This is a genomic window from Thermomonas brevis, assembly GCF_014395425.1.
GTDB classification, from domain to species: domain Bacteria; phylum Pseudomonadota; class Gammaproteobacteria; order Xanthomonadales; family Xanthomonadaceae; genus Thermomonas; species Thermomonas brevis.
The window spans coordinates 1,463,253-1,482,670 of record NZ_CP060711.1; the positions used below are offsets into that span (position 1 = coordinate 1,463,253).

Annotated in this window: 16 protein-coding genes; 1 reads left to right on the forward strand and 15 read right to left on the reverse strand. The window is 62.0% G+C overall.

What is annotated here, in order from left to right:
- Position 1 precedes the first annotated feature (1 nt).
- A complete protein-coding gene (locus H9L17_RS06840; protein ID WP_187571578.1) occupies positions 2 to 406 on the forward strand; it encodes a GtrA family protein in 405 nt (134 codons plus the stop codon).
- Between the two features lie 21 nt (positions 407 to 427).
- Here the strand turns inward: H9L17_RS06840 and H9L17_RS06845 are convergent, their stop codons facing one another.
- The 15 genes from H9L17_RS06845 to H9L17_RS06915 form a co-directional block, all read right to left on the reverse strand.
- On the reverse strand, positions 428 to 2,245 hold the full coding sequence (locus tag H9L17_RS06845) for a hypothetical protein (RefSeq protein WP_187571579.1): 1,818 nt from the start codon (positions 2,243 to 2,245) through the stop codon (positions 428 to 430).
- Positions 2,242 to 2,814 (reverse strand): D-glycero-alpha-D-manno-heptose-1,7-bisphosphate 7-phosphatase, encoded by a 573-nt coding sequence (locus tag H9L17_RS06850; protein ID WP_187571580.1) that lies wholly within the window; start codon positions 2,812 to 2,814, stop codon positions 2,242 to 2,244. Before H9L17_RS06850 ends, H9L17_RS06845 begins: the two co-directional genes overlap by 4 nt.
- Positions 2,815 to 2,816: 2 nt before the next feature.
- A complete protein-coding gene (locus H9L17_RS06855) occupies positions 2,817 to 3,515 on the reverse strand; it encodes a nucleotidyltransferase family protein (RefSeq protein ID WP_187571581.1) in 699 nt (232 codons plus the stop codon).
- 2 nt (positions 3,516 to 3,517) lie between these two features.
- The gene (locus H9L17_RS06860) at positions 3,518 to 4,096 is read right to left on the reverse strand and encodes a D-sedoheptulose-7-phosphate isomerase (protein ID WP_187571582.1); all 579 of its coding nucleotides are present in this window, start codon (positions 4,094 to 4,096) and stop codon (positions 3,518 to 3,520) included.
- Positions 4,093 to 5,121: a GHMP family kinase ATP-binding protein gene (locus H9L17_RS06865; protein ID WP_187571583.1), complete on the reverse strand. Its 1,029-nt coding sequence runs from the start codon at positions 5,119 to 5,121 to the stop codon at positions 4,093 to 4,095. Before H9L17_RS06865 ends, H9L17_RS06860 begins: the two co-directional genes overlap by 4 nt.
- Positions 5,121 to 6,080, reverse strand: a complete 960-nt coding sequence (locus H9L17_RS06870; RefSeq protein ID WP_187571584.1) for a GDP-mannose 4,6-dehydratase — start codon at positions 6,078 to 6,080, stop codon at positions 5,121 to 5,123. Before H9L17_RS06870 ends, H9L17_RS06865 begins: the two co-directional genes overlap by 1 nt.
- Positions 6,077 to 9,622 carry a glycosyltransferase gene (locus H9L17_RS06875; RefSeq protein WP_223158089.1) on the reverse strand — a complete coding sequence of 1,182 codons (3,546 nt, stop codon included), beginning with the start codon at positions 9,620 to 9,622 and terminating at the stop codon, positions 6,077 to 6,079. Before H9L17_RS06875 ends, H9L17_RS06870 begins: the two co-directional genes overlap by 4 nt.
- 68 nt (positions 9,623 to 9,690) lie before the next feature.
- On the reverse strand, positions 9,691 to 10,479 hold the full coding sequence (locus H9L17_RS06880) for a sulfotransferase family protein (protein WP_187571585.1): 789 nt from the start codon (positions 10,477 to 10,479) through the stop codon (positions 9,691 to 9,693).
- Positions 10,446 to 11,291, reverse strand: coding sequence for a hypothetical protein (locus H9L17_RS06885; RefSeq protein ID WP_187571586.1), 846 nt, complete (start codon positions 11,289 to 11,291; stop codon positions 10,446 to 10,448). The genes H9L17_RS06880 and H9L17_RS06885 overlap by 34 nt, the downstream gene beginning before the upstream one ends.
- Positions 11,288 to 12,208 (reverse strand): glycosyltransferase, encoded by a 921-nt coding sequence (locus tag H9L17_RS06890; RefSeq protein WP_187571587.1) that lies wholly within the window; start codon positions 12,206 to 12,208, stop codon positions 11,288 to 11,290. The genes H9L17_RS06885 and H9L17_RS06890 overlap by 4 nt, the downstream gene beginning before the upstream one ends.
- A gap of 2 nt (positions 12,209 to 12,210) precedes the next feature.
- Entirely contained in the window at positions 12,211 to 13,365 is a 1,155-nt protein-coding gene (locus H9L17_RS06895; protein ID WP_187571588.1) for an ABC transporter ATP-binding protein, read from the reverse strand.
- Between the two features lie 261 nt (positions 13,366 to 13,626).
- Positions 13,627 to 15,243 carry a hypothetical protein gene (locus H9L17_RS06900; protein ID WP_187571589.1) on the reverse strand — a complete coding sequence of 539 codons (1,617 nt, stop codon included), beginning with the start codon at positions 15,241 to 15,243 and terminating at the stop codon, positions 13,627 to 13,629.
- Positions 15,244 to 15,548: 305 nt separating this feature from the next.
- A complete protein-coding gene (locus H9L17_RS06905; protein WP_187571590.1) occupies positions 15,549 to 16,754 on the reverse strand; it encodes a type II secretion system F family protein in 1,206 nt (401 codons plus the stop codon).
- Between the two features lie 7 nt (positions 16,755 to 16,761).
- A complete protein-coding gene (locus H9L17_RS06910; RefSeq protein WP_223158090.1) occupies positions 16,762 to 18,411 on the reverse strand; it encodes a GspE/PulE family protein in 1,650 nt (549 codons plus the stop codon).
- Between the two features lie 91 nt (positions 18,412 to 18,502).
- Positions 18,503 to 19,306 (reverse strand): ABC transporter permease, encoded by an 804-nt coding sequence (locus tag H9L17_RS06915; RefSeq protein WP_187571592.1) that lies wholly within the window; start codon positions 19,304 to 19,306, stop codon positions 18,503 to 18,505.
- Positions 19,307 to 19,418: the final 112 nt, after the last annotated feature.

Sequence of the window (19,418 nt, forward strand, 5' to 3'; positions counted from 1 at the left end):
CATGCGCAAAGTGCTGTCCGATGCTCTGGGCAACGAGAAGATCCGTTTCCTCGTCGTCGGTGCGTCGACCACGCTCGCCTCGTATGCGTCGTATCTGCTGCTCACGACGGCCATGCGCGCTGACATTGCCTATGCAATTTCCTACGTCGCCGGCTACATATGGTCGTACCTAGCAAATTCGCACTGGGTCTTCCATACGGCGCCGAGCTGGCAAAGCTTCATGCGCTATCCGCTGGTCTATCTGACGCAAGCGGCCGCGGCCTTCCTGATGTTCAAGGTCCTGGTCGACAGGATCGGGGTTCCGGCCGAGTGGGCGCCGCTCGTCATCATCGTCGCGACGGTCCCATTGACCTACCTGATCAGCCGTGCCGTCATCCGGCGCAAGACGTCCGCCGCAGGAAAATAACCGTGCGCGAGGGGACGCAGCCTATCGCGTCCCGCCACCCGCGCCGACTCCGCACGCGAAAGCGGATTGGCTCCAGAACGCCCCCAACTCGCGCACGTCCCGCCCGCCAGCCAGATCGCGCGCTGGAATGACGATACGGTCGATGTTGATCTCCACCGCCCGGCTCGAGCTGCCGCCCGGCAAGCGTATGCCTGTGGTCGCTCCCGCAGGCAAGTCGATGTGCACAAAAGCCGGTTGGAACGGATCCGACAGCCGGAGCCGGCGCTTGCCGAAATCGGAGGGAACATAAGCCTTGGCCTCGAATGCGCACGCGCAAGCGGGGATCAACAAACGCGCCTTGCCCGACATCCACACCCCACCCGGTTCCGGCTGGTGCCAGCCCGACAAGAATCGAATCCCGGCCGGATCGCAGCTGCGCGCAGGCCGCAAGGAGACGAATGCGCCCAGATAGCGTTCGCGCATGACCTTGGCACCAAGCCGCGCATCCTCCAGCGGTGCTTGCAGCAATTGCGCGGCGGCGGCATCCGGCACTCCCGCCAGCAGCGCACGGTTCATCGCGGCGAAGGCTTCCTTCCGATAAGGCGCTGCCTTCCATTCCTGGCGATAGGTAAGCAATTGCCCCGCAAGGACCAGCACGCATGCCAGGACATACGTCGCCGCGGCTAGACGGCCATGGCCTGCAGGCGATTCGTCCGCTTGCTCCGCAAGCAACCAGAGCATGCCCACCTGAAATAGGACGAAGTCCATGTAGTATCGCGAGGCGCCAACGGCGGCGGGATCGGTTCCGCCTCGCGCCACGCAAATCGAAAATGCCGTCAACACGCCGTATGCCAGCAGATACAGGGGCAGCAGGGAGTTCGAAGCGAGGCCGCGCCGCCAACGGCCAAGGACGCCGAAACCCGCCAGCAGCAGGCTGGCCATTCCAAACACCCAAAGCCAATCACGGCTGATTCCTAGCGCCCGTACCGTCTCCAGCCCGATCCAGGTCGAGCCCAAGGCATCGGGCAACAAGGCCAGCGCGCGCAACAAGCTACTCACCGTCTGGGCCAACGACATGCCAGCACTAGTGCCGCTGTTGCTGCCGATTGCCACGTACACCAGCAAGGCCACGATCAGCCCAGCCGCAGGAGGCCACGCCGACCAGATCCGCCGCCTGCTGCTCGCAGGCCCGATCGCGAACACGAGCATCTGCACCCCCAGTACGGCGCCGACGAACGCATACGACCATCCCATGGCGATCAGCAGGACAAGGCAAACGCCGGTCACTGTAAGCAGCACCAGTCGGCCAGGCGCAACGCCTTCTCCGGATAGTGCACGTCGGAGAGAGCAGGCATGCAGGGCGAAATACGCCACGACAAGGAGATTCTTCCCCCACAATGGCCAACCGAGATCGAGGGTCAGGAGTTCGAAACCGGCCCAACTGAACAGCAATAAAGGGATCAGGCACGCCAGCGAAAGCCGGAGCGGCGTCGCCTTCTCCTTGCCACCAGCACCGCTTGCAGCGAACCCAAGCCAACCCGACAGCGCCAAGATCGCGAATCCGGTCATTCGATTCGCCAGCAGCGGATCGAGGGAAAACCACTCGACATTCGCCAGCAGCGCCGCTTGGAACACCAAGCCGCGATGCTGGCCTTGGTTCCAGAACTCCAGCGACGACAATTGCCCGCGCTGCCACTCGGACAACTGGCTCAACAAGCGCAAGCTGTCCATGTAGACCGCATCAGGATAGGCGCGGGTCAAGTAGGCTTGATGCAACGCCAGGCTCAGCAATAGCGAAATCAGCAGCAACCAGACGCTTTTCGTCGGCGCCCGTCTCACGCTTGCCGCGCCCGCACTCATGGCTCCGCTCCGAGCACGCCGGCCATGCCCCGTCCCCAGTCGCGTTCGGCGATCAAGCGCGCAGCAACGCCGACCGCATGCGCGGCCTCCACGTCGCTTGGCTGGTCACCGATCAGCAGCGAACGAACCGGATCGATGTCGAACCGCTCGATGGCAGCCAGCATCATGCCCGACTGCGGCTTGCGGCATCCGCATGCGACGCGGTATTCGCCGATACCTGCTTCGGGATGATGCGGACACCAGAACGTGGCGAGCAATGGCGTGCCACGTCCTGCAAACTGCTCATGCATCCATGCGGTGTAGTCGAGGAATGCGGCTTCGTCGTAAAGCCCGCGCCCGATGCCGGCCTGATTGGTGACCACGATCGGCAGGTAGCCACGTCGATGCGCCCGCGCCACCAGTTCGAAAATGCCGGGCACCCATTCGGTGCGCTCGGGGGTATGCACGTAGCCGTGATTGAGGTTGACCACCCCGTCGCGGTCGAGGAACAGCGCCATGCGTGGCGCGGGATTCGCAGCGAGCAACGCCGCCACGGCAGGATCGAGGTAGGGATCGCGAAGCGTGGGCATGTTCACATGCGTGCAGCGAACATCGATTGTGCCCGCGCAAAATCCTCGGGCACGCCAATGTCAATGAACCCGGACGTATCAGTGAACGCGGCGACCTGGCCGGCCAGCGCACACGGCTGCAGCACCTCGCGCTCGAACGAGAACGCCGCTCGCGCCGGCAATGCCGACAACGCGGCGGCACCAAGGAAATAGCACCCAGCGTTGATCCAACCCACCCCTGATTCGCCCTTCTCACGGAAATCCATCGCGCGTGTGCCGCAAACGTCCACCGCGCCATAGCGCGTCACGTCGTCCATCCTGGCCAATGCAATGGCCATCGGCGCGCGCGCCGTAAGCGCTGCCGCTTCCAGCGCAGCTGGCAGGTAATCGAGCCATGTATCGCCATTGAGAACGTGCGCGGCGCTGCCCTGCAGGTGCGAAGCCGCAAGCCTGATCGCGCCGCCGGTTCCCAGCGGCTCGGATTCCACCGAGTACGCAATCTCCATGTCCCGCCAGCGCGCTCCGATCGCCTGCTCGATCATCCCGGCCCGATGACCGGTGGCCAGGATGCAACGGCGCAATCCGGCATTCGCCAGCCGGTCCAGCAACCATGCCAGGAATGGCCGCCCCGCTACCGGTGCCAACGGCTTGGGCACGTCGGCCACGACCGTGCGCAGGCGCGTGCCAAGGCCACCTGCGAGCACGATGGCTTCGTCGGTCATGCTCACTTCGGGAACATCGCCTGTTCGATCAGCGCGCACAGCAGATGGCCGATGAATTCGTGCCCCTCCTGGATGCGCGGTGTCTCATTGGACGGAATGCGGAAGCAGATGTCGCTGAGCGGCGCCAACTTGCCGCCGCCTTGCCCCGTAAATCCCACCACCTTCACGCCTCGCCCCCGTGCCGCCTCCGCCGCACGGACGACATTCGACGAATTTCCCGACGTGGAGATGGCGACGAATACATCCCCTTCCCGGCCCAGCGCCTCGACCTGTCTGGCAAAGGTGTAGTCATAACCGTAGTCATTGCCGATCGCGGTAAGAATCGATGTATCCGTGGTCAGCGCGATCGCCGGAAGACCGGGACGATCATAGTAAAACCGGCTGACCAGCTCGCCGGCCCAATGCTGGGCGTCGGCAGCGCTGCCGCCATTTCCGGCGAACAGGATCTTGCCACCGGCGCTCAGCGCATCCACGCACAGCGTCACCGCTTGCGCGATCTGCAAGCGCAATGCGGCATCAGCCGCCATGGCATTGAAGTTTGACAGGGTCTTGTCGAATTCGCCCTGGACGAATTCATTCATGCGACTTTCCAAGAGGAGGCTCCATGCTGAGTAAAATGCGTGTCATATACGGTCCCTCCGGGCCCCGCCAGCGCGCGCACCAAGCGTATGCGTTCGGCCGGATCGCAAACGAACATCATGAAGCCTCCGCCGCCGGCGCCGGAAACTTTGGCTGCATGCGCGCCGTTGGCGAATGCCAACGCCTCCAGTTCGTCGATCATCGGATTGGTGATGCTCGATGCGCTCTGCTTCTTTGCTTGCCAACCGGACTGCATGACTTGCCCAAAGCGGGCCAGATCGCCGCGCAGCAACGCTTCCTTCATCTGTACCGCTTCCTGCTTGAGGCGATGCATGGCATCGAGCGAATCGCTTCGACCCTCGCGAATATTGCGCGACTGCTCATCGATGATCTTCGCCGACGCGCGCGAAACCCCAGTGAAGTACAGCACCAGGCTGGCTTCCAGTTCGTTCCAGACCCATTCCTTGATCCGCAACGGATTCACGATCACACGATCGTCGGCATAGAACTCCATGAAATTGAAACCACCGAATGCGGCCGCATACTGATCTTGCTTTCCACCGGCGAGGGCAAGACCCTTGCGTTCGATTTCGTAGGCCAGTTGCGCGATCTCGTACTCACCCAATGCGAGGCCAAAATACTCGTTGAACGCGGTGACCAACGCGACAACCATTGTCGAAGACGAGCCAAGACCCGAGCCGGGTGGAGCATCGGAATGGGTGCGGATGCGCAATGCCGGGCGGCGCCCTCCCAACAAGCGATCGGCAACATGCAGGTACACGCCGCGCATGAGCTGTTGCGGGCCTGGCCCAGCATCCACCGCGACAGGATCGATCTGCTGCACGGATTGGGCATCGAGCGCATGAAACTCCGCCATCCCGGATGGCGCCGCATCGAGAGTCGCATATGCGAACTTGTCGATGGTGACATTCATGACGAATCCCGTATGCCGGTCGCAATACGGCGATACGTCGGTGCCGCCACCGGCAAGCCCTAAACGCAAAGGCGCGCGCGCGCGGACGATCATCACCTTACTCTGACCGCATACTTGCCGCGCCAATAGTCCAGCATGTCGCCGACCGTCTGTTCTAGTGCCACCTGCTGCCTCCACCCAGTGGCCGCGACAAGCCGGGATGAGTCGCCGAAAATCACTTTCTCGTCGCTCGGTCGCAGCAACGCCAATTCGGTTTCCACCGTCAGATCGGTGTGCACGCCTGCCAGCACCAGATCCACGATTCCGCGGATCTGATAGGTCTTGGCGCCACTGATGTTGTACACACCGCCCGCCTCGCCATGCGCGGCAAGCAACTCTAACGCATTCGCCAGATCGCGCACGTCGGTGATTGCACGCCAAGTGTCCTGATTCCCGACCTTCAATACCGGTTCGATCAAACCCAGTTCCGCGCGTACCGCACGTTGGGTCAGATCAGCACAAACATCTCCGGTCTTGCGCGGCCCGGTGGTGTTGAAGATACGTGCGCAGACGCTGCGCACACGATCATTTGCCCAATACTGCAACGCCAGCAGCTCGGTGGCGACCTTGCTGACTCCATAGGGATGGAGGGGCCGCATGGGGTGCGATTCTTTTACGGGGATGTCCTCGGCAGCCACCTCGCCGTACTGGGCGCTGGAACACGCCACCACAACCATGGGATCCAGCGCCGCAGCCTTGATCGCCTCGAATACATTGGCGGTTCCCAGCACGTTGGTATCCAGCGTTTCGATCGGCGCCCGCCAAGACAAAGCCGGGTAGCTCTGCGCCGCCAGCAGATAGATGACGTCCGGTTTCGACTGGGCTATGGCCTGATCCACCTGCTCCCGATAACGAATATCGCAACGGATCAGTCTGTCTTGGTAGACGGCCCAGTCCCCGTTATCGATGGTCGCGATGCAATGCGTGCCAACCACCGAGTGGCCTGCGGCGATCGCTCGCTCCATCAGGTAGCTACCTACAAAGCCGGTCGCGCCCAGCACAAGAATGTTCATGCCTTTCTCCCGATGTTCAACTTCGCCCGCTCCATCCGCTTCCTGCGCTCGGCCACTGAAGCGTAGGGAGTGGGGTCAACATCTTCGGCCACCACGTGCCACAGTGCATCCTCGGAGAAATTGACACGGGCGAACGCTTGCGATGCCCGCGATGCGGCCAGCCATGCCGCATCATCGTCAAGCAGCGCGCTTACCGCATCGGCGAATGCCTTGGGCGATTCAGCCACGGCGAGAAAGGCTTCGGCTCCGAAGAAGCCTTGCGCTCCAGCCTCAGTAGTGACGCAGGGAATGCCGAATCGCATCGCCTCGACAACCTTGCCCTTCATGCCACCGCCATAGCGCAAAGGCGCAACCGAAACCCGAGAGCGTCGGTAATACCCTGCCAACGTCTCGTCCGACACGAAGCCGGTCACCTCCACTCCGCCCCCGGCCAGCGCGCGCACGGCCTCGGTGGGATTGGAGCCCACCAGCGACAGGCATAGGCAGGGATGGCGCTCACGCAGCAGCGGCCAGACTTCGCGAACGAACCATACCGCAGCATCCGCATTCGGCGCATGGGCGAATCCCGCGACGAACAACAGACCCTGGCGCGAAGCCAGATTTTCCCAAGGCGCATCCGGGAAGCTGTCGAAGGCATAAACCGGAATGGTCCGCGCCTTCGTCTGACCACTCTGTTGCCGCAACCAGCCTGCGACCATCTCCGTTTCCGTTGTCGACGGATAGTAGACCGTGTCGACACGGCCCCATAGTGCATGCTCCCACTGCTGGAATCGCATCGCTTCGCGCTCCAGCTTCTCTTCTGGCTCAACCTTCAGTTGTTCGCGCATCCGCAGGTGGTGAACGTCGTGACCGTAATACAGCACGACGGCATCGCTGTACCTGCGCAGTGCTTCGATGTAGCCCACGGAAACGTGCGGCCGGCTCAACAGCACGTAATCGATGGCTGCGCCGTTCTGCTCAAGCCATTTTGTGAAGCGCCCCGCATACTCCGAGCCATGGAACACCTCGATCCCCGCCTGCTGCAAAAGCGGCGTGTAGGTCCGGTCGTACCAGAGATTGTCCGGCCAGAACTTCACGTTCATGCCATGCCGCTGGAACAGCTGCATGAACTGGCACATCGTGCGCGAACCGGCATCACGGTCCGGTTGTGGCACATAGTGGTCGATGACCAAGACGGTCTTTTTCAGCTGCGAGCGATCCCGTGCCAGGAACGGCCATTCGGCATTGGCAAAATGCTGCCCGGCAAATACCGCGCCCCAGCGTTCAAGCATCTTTCCTTGGTTGATCACTTGGTAGGCCTTGACGCCTTGCCCAGTGTCGGTACCGTGGGAAATCCCTTCATGATGGATCACGGTCGAGGCGGGTTGGTAGTAAACCTTCAATCCGTCGGCACGAATCCGAAAAGCGAGATCGGTGTCCTCGCAATAAGCCGGGACGAAATGCTCATCGAAGCCGCCAAGCCGGCGGAACAGCGATGTCGGCAACATGATGGCCGCCCCGGAGATGTAATCGACTTCCTTGACATAATTGAAACCGGAGGCTGCCGGATCCTGCAGGCGACCGTAGTTCCACGCGGAACCATCGCTCCATACGATGCCCCCGGCCTCCTGCAGCCGGCCATCCGGGTAGATCAATTTGGAGCCGGCCATGCCTGCATCGGAACGGGTGCGGAACACGTCCAGCAACGCATCCAGCCAGCCCGAGGTTACTTCGGTGTCATTGTTGAGGAACACCAAGTACTCACCCCGCGCCAACAGGGCGGCACGATTGCACGACCTCAGGAATCCGAGATTCTCCGAATTCCGGTGGTAACGAAGTCCGGGGATAGCAGCCAGCGCATCGATGTCGGGGTCACCAGACGCATCCTCGGCCACCAACACTTCAAACGGCACCTTGGCCCCGCTATTGGCCAATGATCGAACACAAGCCAAGCTGTAGGGAAAATTGCCGTAAGTGGGCACGATCACGGTGACAACCGGATCCGCTTCCTCCAAGAACCGCAATTCCTCGGGTACGGATACCGATACGTCCTGGGAAGAAGGCAGCAGCAACCCCTCCAGAGGCCTGGCTCCTGACTCCAGTCGACGCAGAAACCAGCGTTTCACAGGCATCCGTAGCGGCGCCAGCCATGTCGATCTTGCCAGTGGGGACTTTCGTAAGTACTGCACCACGGCAGCCCAGTCGCCCCGCAACAATCTGCCGGCCAGCCGCAGTGGGCGCGTCAATGCCCAAGAACGCGACGCACGCATGCTTTGCAATTCGGCATCCAACGCCATGGCCCACCGTGTCCGCTCGTCGAATTCGGCAACAAATGCGGCATGGCGCTGCTCAAGTGCCAGCATCCTTTCCGCATCGTTGGCCGCAGCCAGCTGCAAACTTCCCACTCGCACCAGCGCTTCATCGCGGCTCGCCCGCAATTGCTCCAACTCGCCGTCCAGCGCTTTTGCCCAAGCGACCGCCTTGGCATGCTCCGATACAGTCGCGGCATGCGCAGCCCGAAGCTGCTCCAGCTCGCTGTCCAACGCCCTTGCCCACGCCACCGCACCGGCGTGTTCCGATACGGTCGCGGCATGCGCTGCACGTAGCCGATCCAGCTCACCGTCCAGCGCCTTGGCCCATGACGTACGCCGGTCCAGCTCTTCCTTCGCCACCTCCGCTTGGCGCTGCAGAGCGTTCCTCGACTTGGCCAGCATCGCCGCAAGCCCGTCCACCGCTCCCCTAGCCGGTGCCAGCAAGCGCTCGAAAACTTGCACCGCAGATTGCAGTTCCATCGGACGTAGGCGACTCGCAGCATCGAGCGGATACGCCAACGGCGCCGCCGACTCATCCGCAGCGAGCGCCCAATGATGACGCAGTTGCGGAACGAGCCAAGCTTCCACCGCGTCTTCGATCTCCTCCGTACGAATCAGCGGCAACGCCAATGCCTGTTCCACGGCAGCCATCGTCGTGCGCCAATCGCTCAGCAATGTTTCATAACGGACGACATGACGGTCCATCCGCCGCGAAGCCTCCTCCGCCTCCAGCAGATAGCGGATCCACAGCAGTTGCCCCACAGCCGAAGGCAAGCCATCGCGCTTCTGCAGCGACTCGGCGACCTCGATCACGCTACGGGTGACCAGCAGCACCTTCGGCTGCACTCCCATTTCGTGCAGCACTTCTGCCCATAGAGGCAAGAACCTGCTCATGCGCGGATCCTTGACTGCCCAGAAAGCATGTCCACCGAAGACATCCTGCAAGAGTGTCCGAAGCGCGGCCTTGGCCTCACGTGCAGGCGTGCTTTCCAGCCAATCTCGAGGAAGCGGACGAGGATCGTCCCATGCCATGTCCAAGCCAGCCAATAAGCGCTCGTGCAACTCTACGACGCCTCGGTGCTCCCAGAATCCTCCCGGATTGTCGGAGCCTGCTGGCATCAGGTCGTCGCCCAGCTCGGCGCCCAGCAGGTTCAAAACCCGCGTCACTGCCGATGTGCCGCTGCGATGCATGCCCAGTACCAGCACAGCCAGGGGCTTGCCGGAATGGGGATGACTAGCGATGGGAGTCATGGCCTAAAACGGGCGTTACTCATCAGATCAATTATACGGTGCCGCACTCACTCCCTCGGCCTCCCGGGTCACTCCGGATTCAGCCCATAACGAGCTTGTGCTGCCGCAAGTTCGCGCCGCAGAAGCCATGCCAGCAACCGTCGCTTCCAACCACCCTGCGGCAACGCTTCATAGTCGCCTTGGAATACCCGATGGCATGCCAGTCCCACCAATGGCTTCAGCCCAAGGAAGCGGAAAACTTTCGAAAGCGTCTCTTCCTGGGCGCTTGCCAACTCGGTGTTATGTATCAGCAATACTTGTTCGTGAGGAAAATGCGAATACAGCACGTCCAACTGCCGCGCATAGTCTCCGCGTGCCCGATAGCTGAAGCGACGCAAGGGCGAGTCTGCGGAAAAGTCATCGGCATGCCCGACCAATCGCCAGCGTTCCAGCAGCATAGCCGGCCAGAACGGCCAACGCTCAACGCCGCGCCTCCTCTCCATCCAGTAGTGCGAAACAGCCCGCTCGATAGGGTCCCGCAGGATCAGGATCCAACGCATCGCCGGGTTATACGCAGCAATGCGTCGCACGAAGGCCGGATGGAAGCAATAGATGGGCGTCGCATCTCCGTGCACGACATCTTCCGGCGCAGGATCGAAGTGCGGCTCGAAACGAGCATCGATCCGTTGCATCTCCCAAGTCTCATCGAAATCGGGCGCATCGAACACGTGCGCTTCCTTGCTGCGCGGCAACCTGATGTGCGGATGCTGGGCAAGGCATCGCGCGAGCGCCGTCGTTCCGCCCTTCTGCACGCCACCGACAACAAAAGCGATCCTCGGCGAGCTCACCCGCCCGCCCGCATCGTTTCCAGCACGCACGACACATCCTCATTTCCATAGAACTTGCGCCAAGCACCATCGTCGCGGCGCAGACGCTCGGCATATCCGGCGCACGCCTGGGCGTCGTACAGACGGCTCGCATTGCGGCTCGAAAGCGATGAAATCGGAAAGGCGATTCCCGAAGCATTCGCCAGCACACCGCCACCGCTTCTCACCACATCTTCGTAGCGAAGAATCCTCTCGGCCGGGAGACACTGCGAAAATCTACCGAACAGCCAGTTCAGCAACTGCAACTGTCGCTCTAAAGCATCCGGCTCAGCGTCCAGGCAAGCGGCCAATGCTGGCTCCAGCCGTTCTCCAGCAGGGAGACGGCCCGACCTCACCGGCAGATCAACCGAGTTCCACGATGCCAGAACCGCCAATGGGTTACGAACCACTGCGATGCAATCGATGGCAGTCGCGAGCGGCGCCAACAGTGCCGCAAATGCCGCGTTGTGCTTGATGACCAATGTGAAATCGGCGGACAGGGGCTTCTCGATTCGGATGTCGGCAAGCGACGCCTTGCGTATGCGCATGCCGTCACTCTCCCGACGCTCGGCGTCGAAAAAATTGTCCGTTCCCCGGCCATCTACCTGTTGACTTGCAGCCGTGCCGGCTTCGAGCAAGCGCGTGCGCTCCGCCTCGAAGAACCTTCGGATTTCCGCCACCGCTTCGCCATGACCGAGCGGCAAGCAATGCACAGGGATTGGCTCGATCAGGGCCACGGTATCGTCGGCCCGGCCTAGCAGTTCGCAGCACAAGGTGGTGCCCGCCCGCGGCACGCCCGTCAAGACGAATTCGCGTGGCTTCAAGTGTCCGCCTCCACTTGCTTCAATACCTCCGCAAAACGCTTGCGCTCTTCCTCCAACCCATGCCGCGCCGCTGTTGCGAGCCCTTGTCGACGCAACCGGGCGGCCACGGGCGGTTGCAGCGCACGTTGCACGGCGTCGGCAAGGGATTGGGATTCAAATGCCGCCAACAGGCAGTTCTCGCCATCCCGTGCGTATTCCCGCGACCCCAGACAGTCTGCGAGCACCACTGGTACGCCCAAGGCCATTGCCTCAAGTCCAGGCAGATAGAAGCCTTCCTCGGGATGCGGCAAGGTAACCGCCAAGACTGCCGAGCCCACTTTGGCAAGGTACTCATGGCGCGGCAACCAGCGATCCAGCAGTTCGACCGCAACACCGCGCGTGTGCAAAGCGTCCGCCAACGCGCGTGCAAGCGCTGGCGCCTTCATGCCTGCGACGAGCACTCGACGATCTGCGGCATGCTGGAGCTGTAAGGAGCATTCCGGTAGATCCAGCGCGGCCGGAATCACCGTCACTGACCCGTTGACCTCGCCGGTATCCTGGATGGCCTCGGCAACGGCTTGGCTGACACAAACGCGCCATGCCGGGGAGGGTAGGAAGCTTCGCAACGGGTGCCCTGATCGACCATGACGTACATGCTGCAGTAGATTGATCACCGGGCGTGGCGGACGCCGGACATCATCCAAGGCCAACCAATCCATGCCGGCCAAGAACAACAAATCGCAATCACTCGGCTGCCAAGTGGGGGCAATACGTTCCTTCACCGCCATCCAGGGATTATTGGCATCAAGCAACGAATCCGGCGTGAGATATACCCGTGCATCCCAGCCCAATGCCAACGCATGCTGGAAATAACTCCAGACCTTGCCGTGCCCACCGGTATATTCAGTAAAGCTGCGGTGGAACAGGATACGGGGCATCGTCAGGCATCCACCTCGATTTGCATCGGCACAGGGAACAAGCCAGTGAACACATGCCGGCTGTCGTCCACAATCTCGAACGAAAGCCATCCCTCTTGCCGCGCCAGCACCGTAGTACGATCCATCGTGGGCGCATCCACCACCCTCGTACGGATCCTGTAGATGCCCTGCTGGAACATGGCGTCCAAGGCGATTCGCACAATCGCCTCGCCGTCACCCTGCCCAAGCGCGATGCGGCGGCCGGTGAGCTGAAGTCCACGCCCGTCGAGGACGTCGAAGATCAAGTACGGCGCATCGATGCCGGCGTTGCGACGTACCGCCAACTCGAAGCACAGATGAGCCCCATACATAACCGACGCATGCCGAATGCCATTGACGCTGGCCCGCACCACGCATGCGTCCTGCAAACCATAGCCGCCATCTAGTTGCTCCAATGCGTCCGCGCGCGCATCCTGCCGCGCAGCCAGCGCTCGCTTGTGGGTGCGATGCAGATATTCGGTGATGACCTCGTCAGGCAGCCCCTCCAGCACGATATGCCCTTTCTCTAGCAGCATCGCGCGGTGGCAGAACGCCTTCACCGCGTTGAGATCATGGCCGACAAACAGCAGCGTGGTTCCGCGTCGCAGGATCTCGTCAATGCGCGCCATGGCCTTGGCCTGAAACGCGGCGTCGCCCACAGCCAAGGCTTCGTCCACGATCAGGATGTCCGGATCGGTGTGCACCTGCACTGCAAACGCCAACCTCAGCGCCATGCCCGAGCTATACGTCTTGACCGGCTCATCGATGTAGTCGCCGATGTCGGCGAAAGCAACGATAGTCTCCATCCGGTCGCGGATCTGCGCAGGAGTCAGCCCCAGGATCGCGGCATTGACCCGCACGTTCTCTCGCCCGGTCAATTCGGGATTGAAACCGGAGCCAAGCTCCAACAACGCCGCCACCCGCCCATGCACATGCACCGATCCGGCACTGGGTTCCAGCACGCCGGCCACGATCTGCAACAAGGTGCTCTTGCCGCTGCCATTATGGCCAATGATGCCTAATGCCTCGCCGCGGCGCAGGGTGAACCCCACCTCACTGAGTGCATGATGATGGTGGACACGCGCCTCGGCCTTTGCGCGCATTCTACGAGCCAGTGCAGGCACCGGCGCCAGCAACATGGACAAACGATATAGAAGGGGCACCCACAGCCGACTGCCCGGCGTCGCCCACAGCCGGTAGATCTTGGCGATACCCCTCAGCTCTAGTGCAGGCGCCTGGGTCATTTAAGTACAAGGAAAGGTTAGCCATACAGGATACCGCCCCGCATCGCCGATGCGCATCTCCGGGATACGAAGACAAAAAAAAGGCGGATGGCATTGCTGCCATCCGCCTTGGTGTTGCTCACCGATCAGTTTGGCGACTAACCGCCAATTTACCGATTACGGGACGCGAACGGTCTTGTCCACCGACCACTCACCACCGATGGTCTTCTCGGCGGTCAGATCGGTCACAGTGCCGGTCTGCGCATTGCGGTTCAGGGCCGAAGCCTTGAAGTTGTTGCACTGCGCGTTGACACGGACATACCACTTGCCCGTGCCGTCACCGAAGCCACCGGTGATGTTCTTGGCCGAGTTGCCGTTTTCCAGATCGTCGGAGTTGACGGTCACCGACGCGTGCTTGTCGATGTTCAGCACGGTGGTGTTCTTGTTGTAACGGCCCAGATCGTCCTTGCCTTCGAGCTCGACGCGGCATGCAGCGCCGTTGTTGTTGGTCAGGCGCAGGAAGGACTGCGCGGTCGGATTACCGGCCGGGTTGACGTTCTGGAACACCAGATCGGTGCCGTTGTAGCCGATAGCGCCGAAGCTGAACGGATCCAGGGTCGGGTTGACGCGCTGGGTCGACAGCTGATAGTCCACACTCAGCTTGGCGGAGACCGACTCGACCTTCACCAGCTCGCGGGTACCGTTGGCGATGGCGCAGACATACAGCTTGGTCGGCGACGGCGAGGCATCGGTCACGCCCGGGGAGGGCAGCGACGAGGCCGGGATGCTCAGGGTCACGGTGTCACCCGATTGGGTGGTGGTGCCGCCGACCGAAACCGAGCAGGCCGTATCGGTGTAGAAGCCGATGGCGTTGTTGTAGGCAGCGAAACCATCCGCCGTCAGCGCCAGCGAGAACTTGGCGGTGCTGACCACGTTGTACTGCGGGTTCGGCAGCACGGCGCTGTAGTTGTTGATGTAGCTCTGGGTGACAACGCCAGTCTGCGCGGCCTTGGCGACATCGATCACCACGGCACCGATGTTGAACCAAGCCGAACCGGCCACGCCGCCATTGAGGCCGCTGCCGCCCACTGCGCCACTCGGCGAGAACCAAGTGCGCGGATCCGGGGTGCCGTCGTTGTTGGTGCTGCCCACGTCGATCTTCTTGGTGGCGCCCGCCGCCGAGTCGGTGCCGCTCAGGTCGGCAGCCGCGGTCAGACCCCACTTGGAGTAAGCCAGATCGGCCTTCTGCGCAAGGATCTGCTGACCCGAGGAATTCTGCGCGGTGATTTCCACGCCGATCTTGGAACCGGTGAACAGGCCCTGCACCAGGTTGGTCACCTGCATGCTGTTCAACACCAGCGCTTCGCCGCCAGCGATGTAGGCACCCGGGCCCGTGACGCTGATGGTGAAGTTCAACTCCTGGCCACTGGCGGAATAGTACGGGGTACCGACAACGGTACCGCCGCCGCCCAGCTGATTGCCGACCACGAAACCGGCGACAAGCGTCGCGGCATCGGCGGTGGAATCGAACTTGGCACCGTCGGTCAGGGTGACCTTGAAGGTGACATTGCTGCCCGCGGCAACAGTGGCGAGGCGCGTCGTGTCGGAAGCATCGCCCGCCAGGGTCAGGTCGGCCGGGGTGTAGATGGTGGTGCCGTTGTTGACGATCAGATCCTTGGCAAAGGTGATCTGCTTGCCATTCGGATACGTAAGCGACGCTGCCGAAACCATACCCGGCAGGGCCAGGGCGCCGACCACAGCAGCGGCCAGCAGGTTCTTGTTGAACTTCGTCATGTGAATCAACTCCATTGAAGGTTTTTTAGTTAACTAAAAGGTACCGCTGTAGCGTTACCGGTCGCCAGACCTACCCCGGTACCGTACGGGCCAGCCCGTTGGCATCCGGCCGCTTTTAGGTGATTCACAGGTAAGAGAGTCCTTCCCCATGGTTCCCCGTAGAGCAAGCTACCGGCGGAACGTTAACCAAGCATTACCGGGGCGTCAAGCCCGGATGGGCCGCAAAAACGCAATTCTTTGGTCGATACCGGCAAACCGAGGCAACCGCACGCGCCTAGGGACCCCCTGCCAGCCTCAATTCCGGCTCAGACAACGACATCGTTGGCGCTGGTGATGGCCAGGATGATGCCGATCATGATGACGCCGATGGCGCCGCCGATCAGCAGAATGGCCGCCGGCTCCAACAAGGCCAGAAACTGCTTCATACGGGCGCGACCAGCCTCCTGACACAGCCGCGCCAACGACTGCAGCATTGCCGGCAATTCGCCCGAACGTTCGCCCACACGCACCAGATTGTATCCCGTGGCGGTGAGGGTTTGCTGCTCCTCCAACGCATCCGCGAGCGGGACACCGCTACGCACGTTGCGTGCCACCTCTTCCAGTCGCGCGCGACGACCGGGCGCCAGAACACTCTCTTGCGCCAACCCCAGCGCCTCCATCAGCGCCACGCGGTTGGACAACAAGGTAGCCAAAACCCGCGCCCAAGTGGCAGTTTCCGACTCCACCCGCCAGACTCCCAGCACCGGCAACCGCTCCATGGCCTCCAGCCACTGGGCGCGCTTACCGGGATCGCGCAAAACTCTCGCCAAGCCTATTCCCAAGGCCAGCAGCAAGAGTAGGGCAGCCCAGTACCACTGGCGCAAGAACATACCGGTGTTCAACACCACCGAGGCCAGCAGCGGGAGATCGTCGGCGCGCTTGAGCAGGACGGCGAACTTGGGCACCACGAACGTGAACATCATCACCACTGCGCCCAAGCCTGCGCAGATGAGCACTGCAGGATAGGTGAGCGCTTGCCGGATTTCGCCTCGAACGGCTTGGTCGTACTCCATCTGCCCCACTGCATCCTGCAATGCCCGCCCCAGCAAACCGGACTTCTCGCCGCTACGCACCAGGGTCAGGACATAGCGAGGCAAGGGCAAGTCCGCCCCCTCCAATGCCGCAGAGAAGGTCTGGCCTCGACGCAATCCGGCAGCAATTGCATCGAACGCAGCAACCAGCCTCGGGTGATAAGCAGACCGTCCTTGAGCCGTCACCGCTTCGGCAAGGCCTACGCCAGCGCCAAGCAACGTGGACAGCTCATGCAGAGCCAGGATCAAGTCACGTTGCCTCAGGCGTGCAACGCGCGCTCCAGACGGACCTCGGCCGTGAGCGACAACCGGTTGCACCGACACCACAGACAATCCACGCCGCTCCAACTGGCGAGCCGCTTCGCGCTCGGATTGCGCAGTGACCACGCCCTCCAGCGCGGCACCTTCCGCGGAGAATGCCTTGTAACGATACTGGCTCATCAAGGGGTCAGACCGCCGTCACGCGCAATACCTCGTCCACCGAGGTCAACCCTTGCCAAGCCTTGAGCAAGCCATCCTCGCGCAAGAACCGATACCCGCGAGTGCGCGCCATCGCCTTCAATTCGGCGTGTCCAGCACCGGCTACCACCGCCTGCTGCATGGCCTCATCCACGGGAATCAGTTCGTAGATGCCGACGCGCCCGCGATAACCCGAATGCTGACAACGCGCGCATCCGACTGGCTCATGCCAGCGCATGGGCACATCACCCAACACCCTGACTGCCCACTGAGCCGCCTCTTCGACAATCGCCGGAAGAACATGCGCCGCGGGACGCGCGCAATGCGGGCACAACCGTCGCACCAGGCGCTGGGCCTGCAGTCCCTTGACCGGCGTTGCCACGAGAAATGGCTCCACGCCCATGTCGATGAGTCGTGTGAACGCACCAATGGCGTCGTTGGTATGCACCGTGGACAGCACCAAGTGGCCGGTAAGCGCGGACTGGATGGCGATTTCCGCCGTTTCGCGATCACGGATTTCGCCGACCATGATGACATCCGGATCCTGGCGCAGGATGGAGCGCAACGCGCCGGCAAAAGTCAATCCGATGTCCGCGTGGGTCTGAATCTGGGTGATCCGCGGCAACTGGAATTCCACAGGATCCTCGACGGTGATGATCTTCTTCATCCCGTCGTCGGCCGCCGCCAGTGTGGCGTACAGCGTGGTGGACTTGCCCGAACCCGTTGGCCCGGTCACCAGGATGATGCCGTGCGCCTCCCGACTCCAGTCGTGCAACAGCGCGAGATGATCCGACTCCATACCCAGCCGTTCCAGGCCAAGATCCTTGCGCTCCTTGGGCAGCAAGCGCAATACGATGGACTCCCCGTGCACACCGGGCAGCGCCGATGCACGGATATCCATCGCCTGACCACTGGCGCGGACGCTCAGGCGGCCATCCTGCGGCAACCGCCGTTCGGCGATATCCATGCCGGAAATCAGCTTCAGGCGCGAAGCGACCGCATTGAAGCGCTCGCGAGGCAGTTGCAGCCGGGTATAGAGCACACCATCGATACGGAAGCGGACGAAAAATTCATGCTCGTCGGGCTCAAGATGGATGTCCGAAGCGCGCTGCTCCACCGCTTGCGCCAACAGGCTATTGACCAGTTCCACCACCGGCGCCTCTTCCGCAAGCTCGCGCAGGTGACGAACATCGTCACCGCCCTGCGTTGCGGACAACAGGCCGTTCGCCAACTTGTCCAGCGTGTTGTCCATCAATTGGGCTGGCGCCAACACATGCCGCACGGGCGTCGACGGAAACAGATAGTCGATCGCTTCCCGCAGCGATGGCTCCAAGGGATCTCGACTGGCACAAATTGTTTCGCCCTCGGGATCCTGCCAGAGCAGGACACCGCGATCCTGCATCCAGTCCACCGGGACAGGCTCATCTCCCGGAATCACCCATGCATCCAGCTCCGGCAACGCGACATCCCGGCCGGCCAGAGGAAACCCCAGCTGATCCGACAGCACGGCTAGCAACTGCTCTTCGGACAGTGCGCCGATACGTACCAACAAGTTGCCGATACGCCCACCCATGCTGGCCTGCAGCTCCAGCGCCCGCTCCAAATCGGCCACGCCGATCAGGTCGCGCGCGATGAGCATTTGCCCAAGCAGAGCGCTCTCCCCAGCAGCGACATCCGATACTGTTGCAATGGGAACGATAGAGGTCATGACCGAGGAGAGAATTGAGCCATCAAAGCACGTCGGCAAATCCCGGGCGCAATGCCCGGAACACCAACGCCCCAAACAACAACACCAGTAAAGCAACGAATCCGTAAACAACCAGCGGCATGACGCCGGGCCATTGCCCATTCAGCAGCGCGCCGCGCAGCGCATCGGTCGGCCAGCTGATGGGGTTGGCGCCAACGATGGAGGCGAAAACCGACGGCACCATCGTGCGCGGATAGAACACGGTTCCCGTGAAGAGCACGAGCATGACCAGCACGGTCACGATCTGGACAAGATCCCGCAAATACACGCCCAATGCGGCAAAGACAAGCGAGATCCCATACAGCATCAACACATAAGGCGCCAGGATCAGCGGCAATGCCAACGATTGCCACTGCCATCCTGTGCCCCAGATTGCATTGACGAGGGCGACCAGCAACACTCCCAACAGCATATGGAAGAGCGCGCTGCCCAATGGAACCGCCACAAGCACCGGCAGCGGGAAAACGATCTTCCGGACGAAATTGCTGTTGCGTTGGAACAGGGATGGAGCCTGCCCGACCGATTCCGCCAGCACCCCATGCACCAGCAGTCCGAGGAACAGATTCAGGGCAAACCCCAGATGGTCCCCCTCCGCCAATCCGGGCCAACGCGCACGGAACACCGCCCCGAACACGAAGCCATAGATCGCCAACAACATCAAGGGCATCAACAATGGCCATGCCCGGCCCAGCAAAGTCCCACGGTATTTCACCGCAAGATCCTGTTGGACCAAGGTTCGCCACAGGGCGACGTACCCGGCGCTTCGGGAAAAGAAGTGGGGTTTCATCGAGTGACGATACTGCGGCATGCTGTTCGACCGATAGGTTAACAGCCGCAGGCCCCTCCTGCCGCCGCCACCGGGCAAGCTGCTAGAATTTGCGGCGCTCCAAGCGAGGCCG

Bases quoted from the DNA above. Each gene is read 5' to 3' on its own strand.
- H9L17_RS06840 (WP_187571578.1), top strand. From the start codon at position 2: ATGCGCAAAGTGCTGTCCGATGCTCTGGGCAACGAGAAGATCCGTTTC.
- H9L17_RS06845 (WP_187571579.1), bottom strand. From the start codon at position 2,245: ATGAGTGCGGGCGCGGCAAGCGTGAGACGGGCGCCGACGAAAAGCGTC.
- H9L17_RS06850 (WP_187571580.1), bottom strand. From the start codon at position 2,814: ATGCCCACGCTTCGCGATCCCTACCTCGATCCTGCCGTGGCGGCGTTG.
- H9L17_RS06855 (WP_187571581.1), bottom strand. From the start codon at position 3,515: ATGACCGACGAAGCCATCGTGCTCGCAGGTGGCCTTGGCACGCGCCTG.
- H9L17_RS06860 (WP_187571582.1), bottom strand. From the start codon at position 4,096: ATGAATGAATTCGTCCAGGGCGAATTCGACAAGACCCTGTCAAACTTC.
- H9L17_RS06865 (WP_187571583.1), bottom strand. From the start codon at position 5,121: ATGATCGTCCGCGCGCGCGCGCCTTTGCGTTTAGGGCTTGCCGGTGGC.
- H9L17_RS06870 (WP_187571584.1), bottom strand. From the start codon at position 6,080: ATGAACATTCTTGTGCTGGGCGCGACCGGCTTTGTAGGTAGCTACCTG.
- H9L17_RS06875 (WP_223158089.1), bottom strand. From the start codon at position 9,622: ATGACTCCCATCGCTAGTCATCCCCATTCCGGCAAGCCCCTGGCTGTG.
- H9L17_RS06890 (WP_187571587.1), bottom strand. From the start codon at position 12,208: ATGCCCCGTATCCTGTTCCACCGCAGCTTTACTGAATATACCGGTGGG.
- H9L17_RS06895 (WP_187571588.1), bottom strand. From the start codon at position 13,365: ATGTTGCTGGCGCCGGTGCCTGCACTGGCTCGTAGAATGCGCGCAAAG.
- H9L17_RS06900 (WP_187571589.1), bottom strand. From the start codon at position 15,243: ATGACGAAGTTCAACAAGAACCTGCTGGCCGCTGCTGTGGTCGGCGCC.
- H9L17_RS06905 (WP_187571590.1), bottom strand. From the start codon at position 16,754: ATGAGCCAGTATCGTTACAAGGCATTCTCCGCGGAAGGTGCCGCGCTG.
- H9L17_RS06910 (WP_223158090.1), bottom strand. From the start codon at position 18,411: ATGCTCATCGCGCGCGACCTGATCGGCGTGGCCGATTTGGAGCGGGCG.
- H9L17_RS06915 (WP_187571592.1), bottom strand. From the start codon at position 19,306: ATGAAACCCCACTTCTTTTCCCGAAGCGCCGGGTACGTCGCCCTGTGG.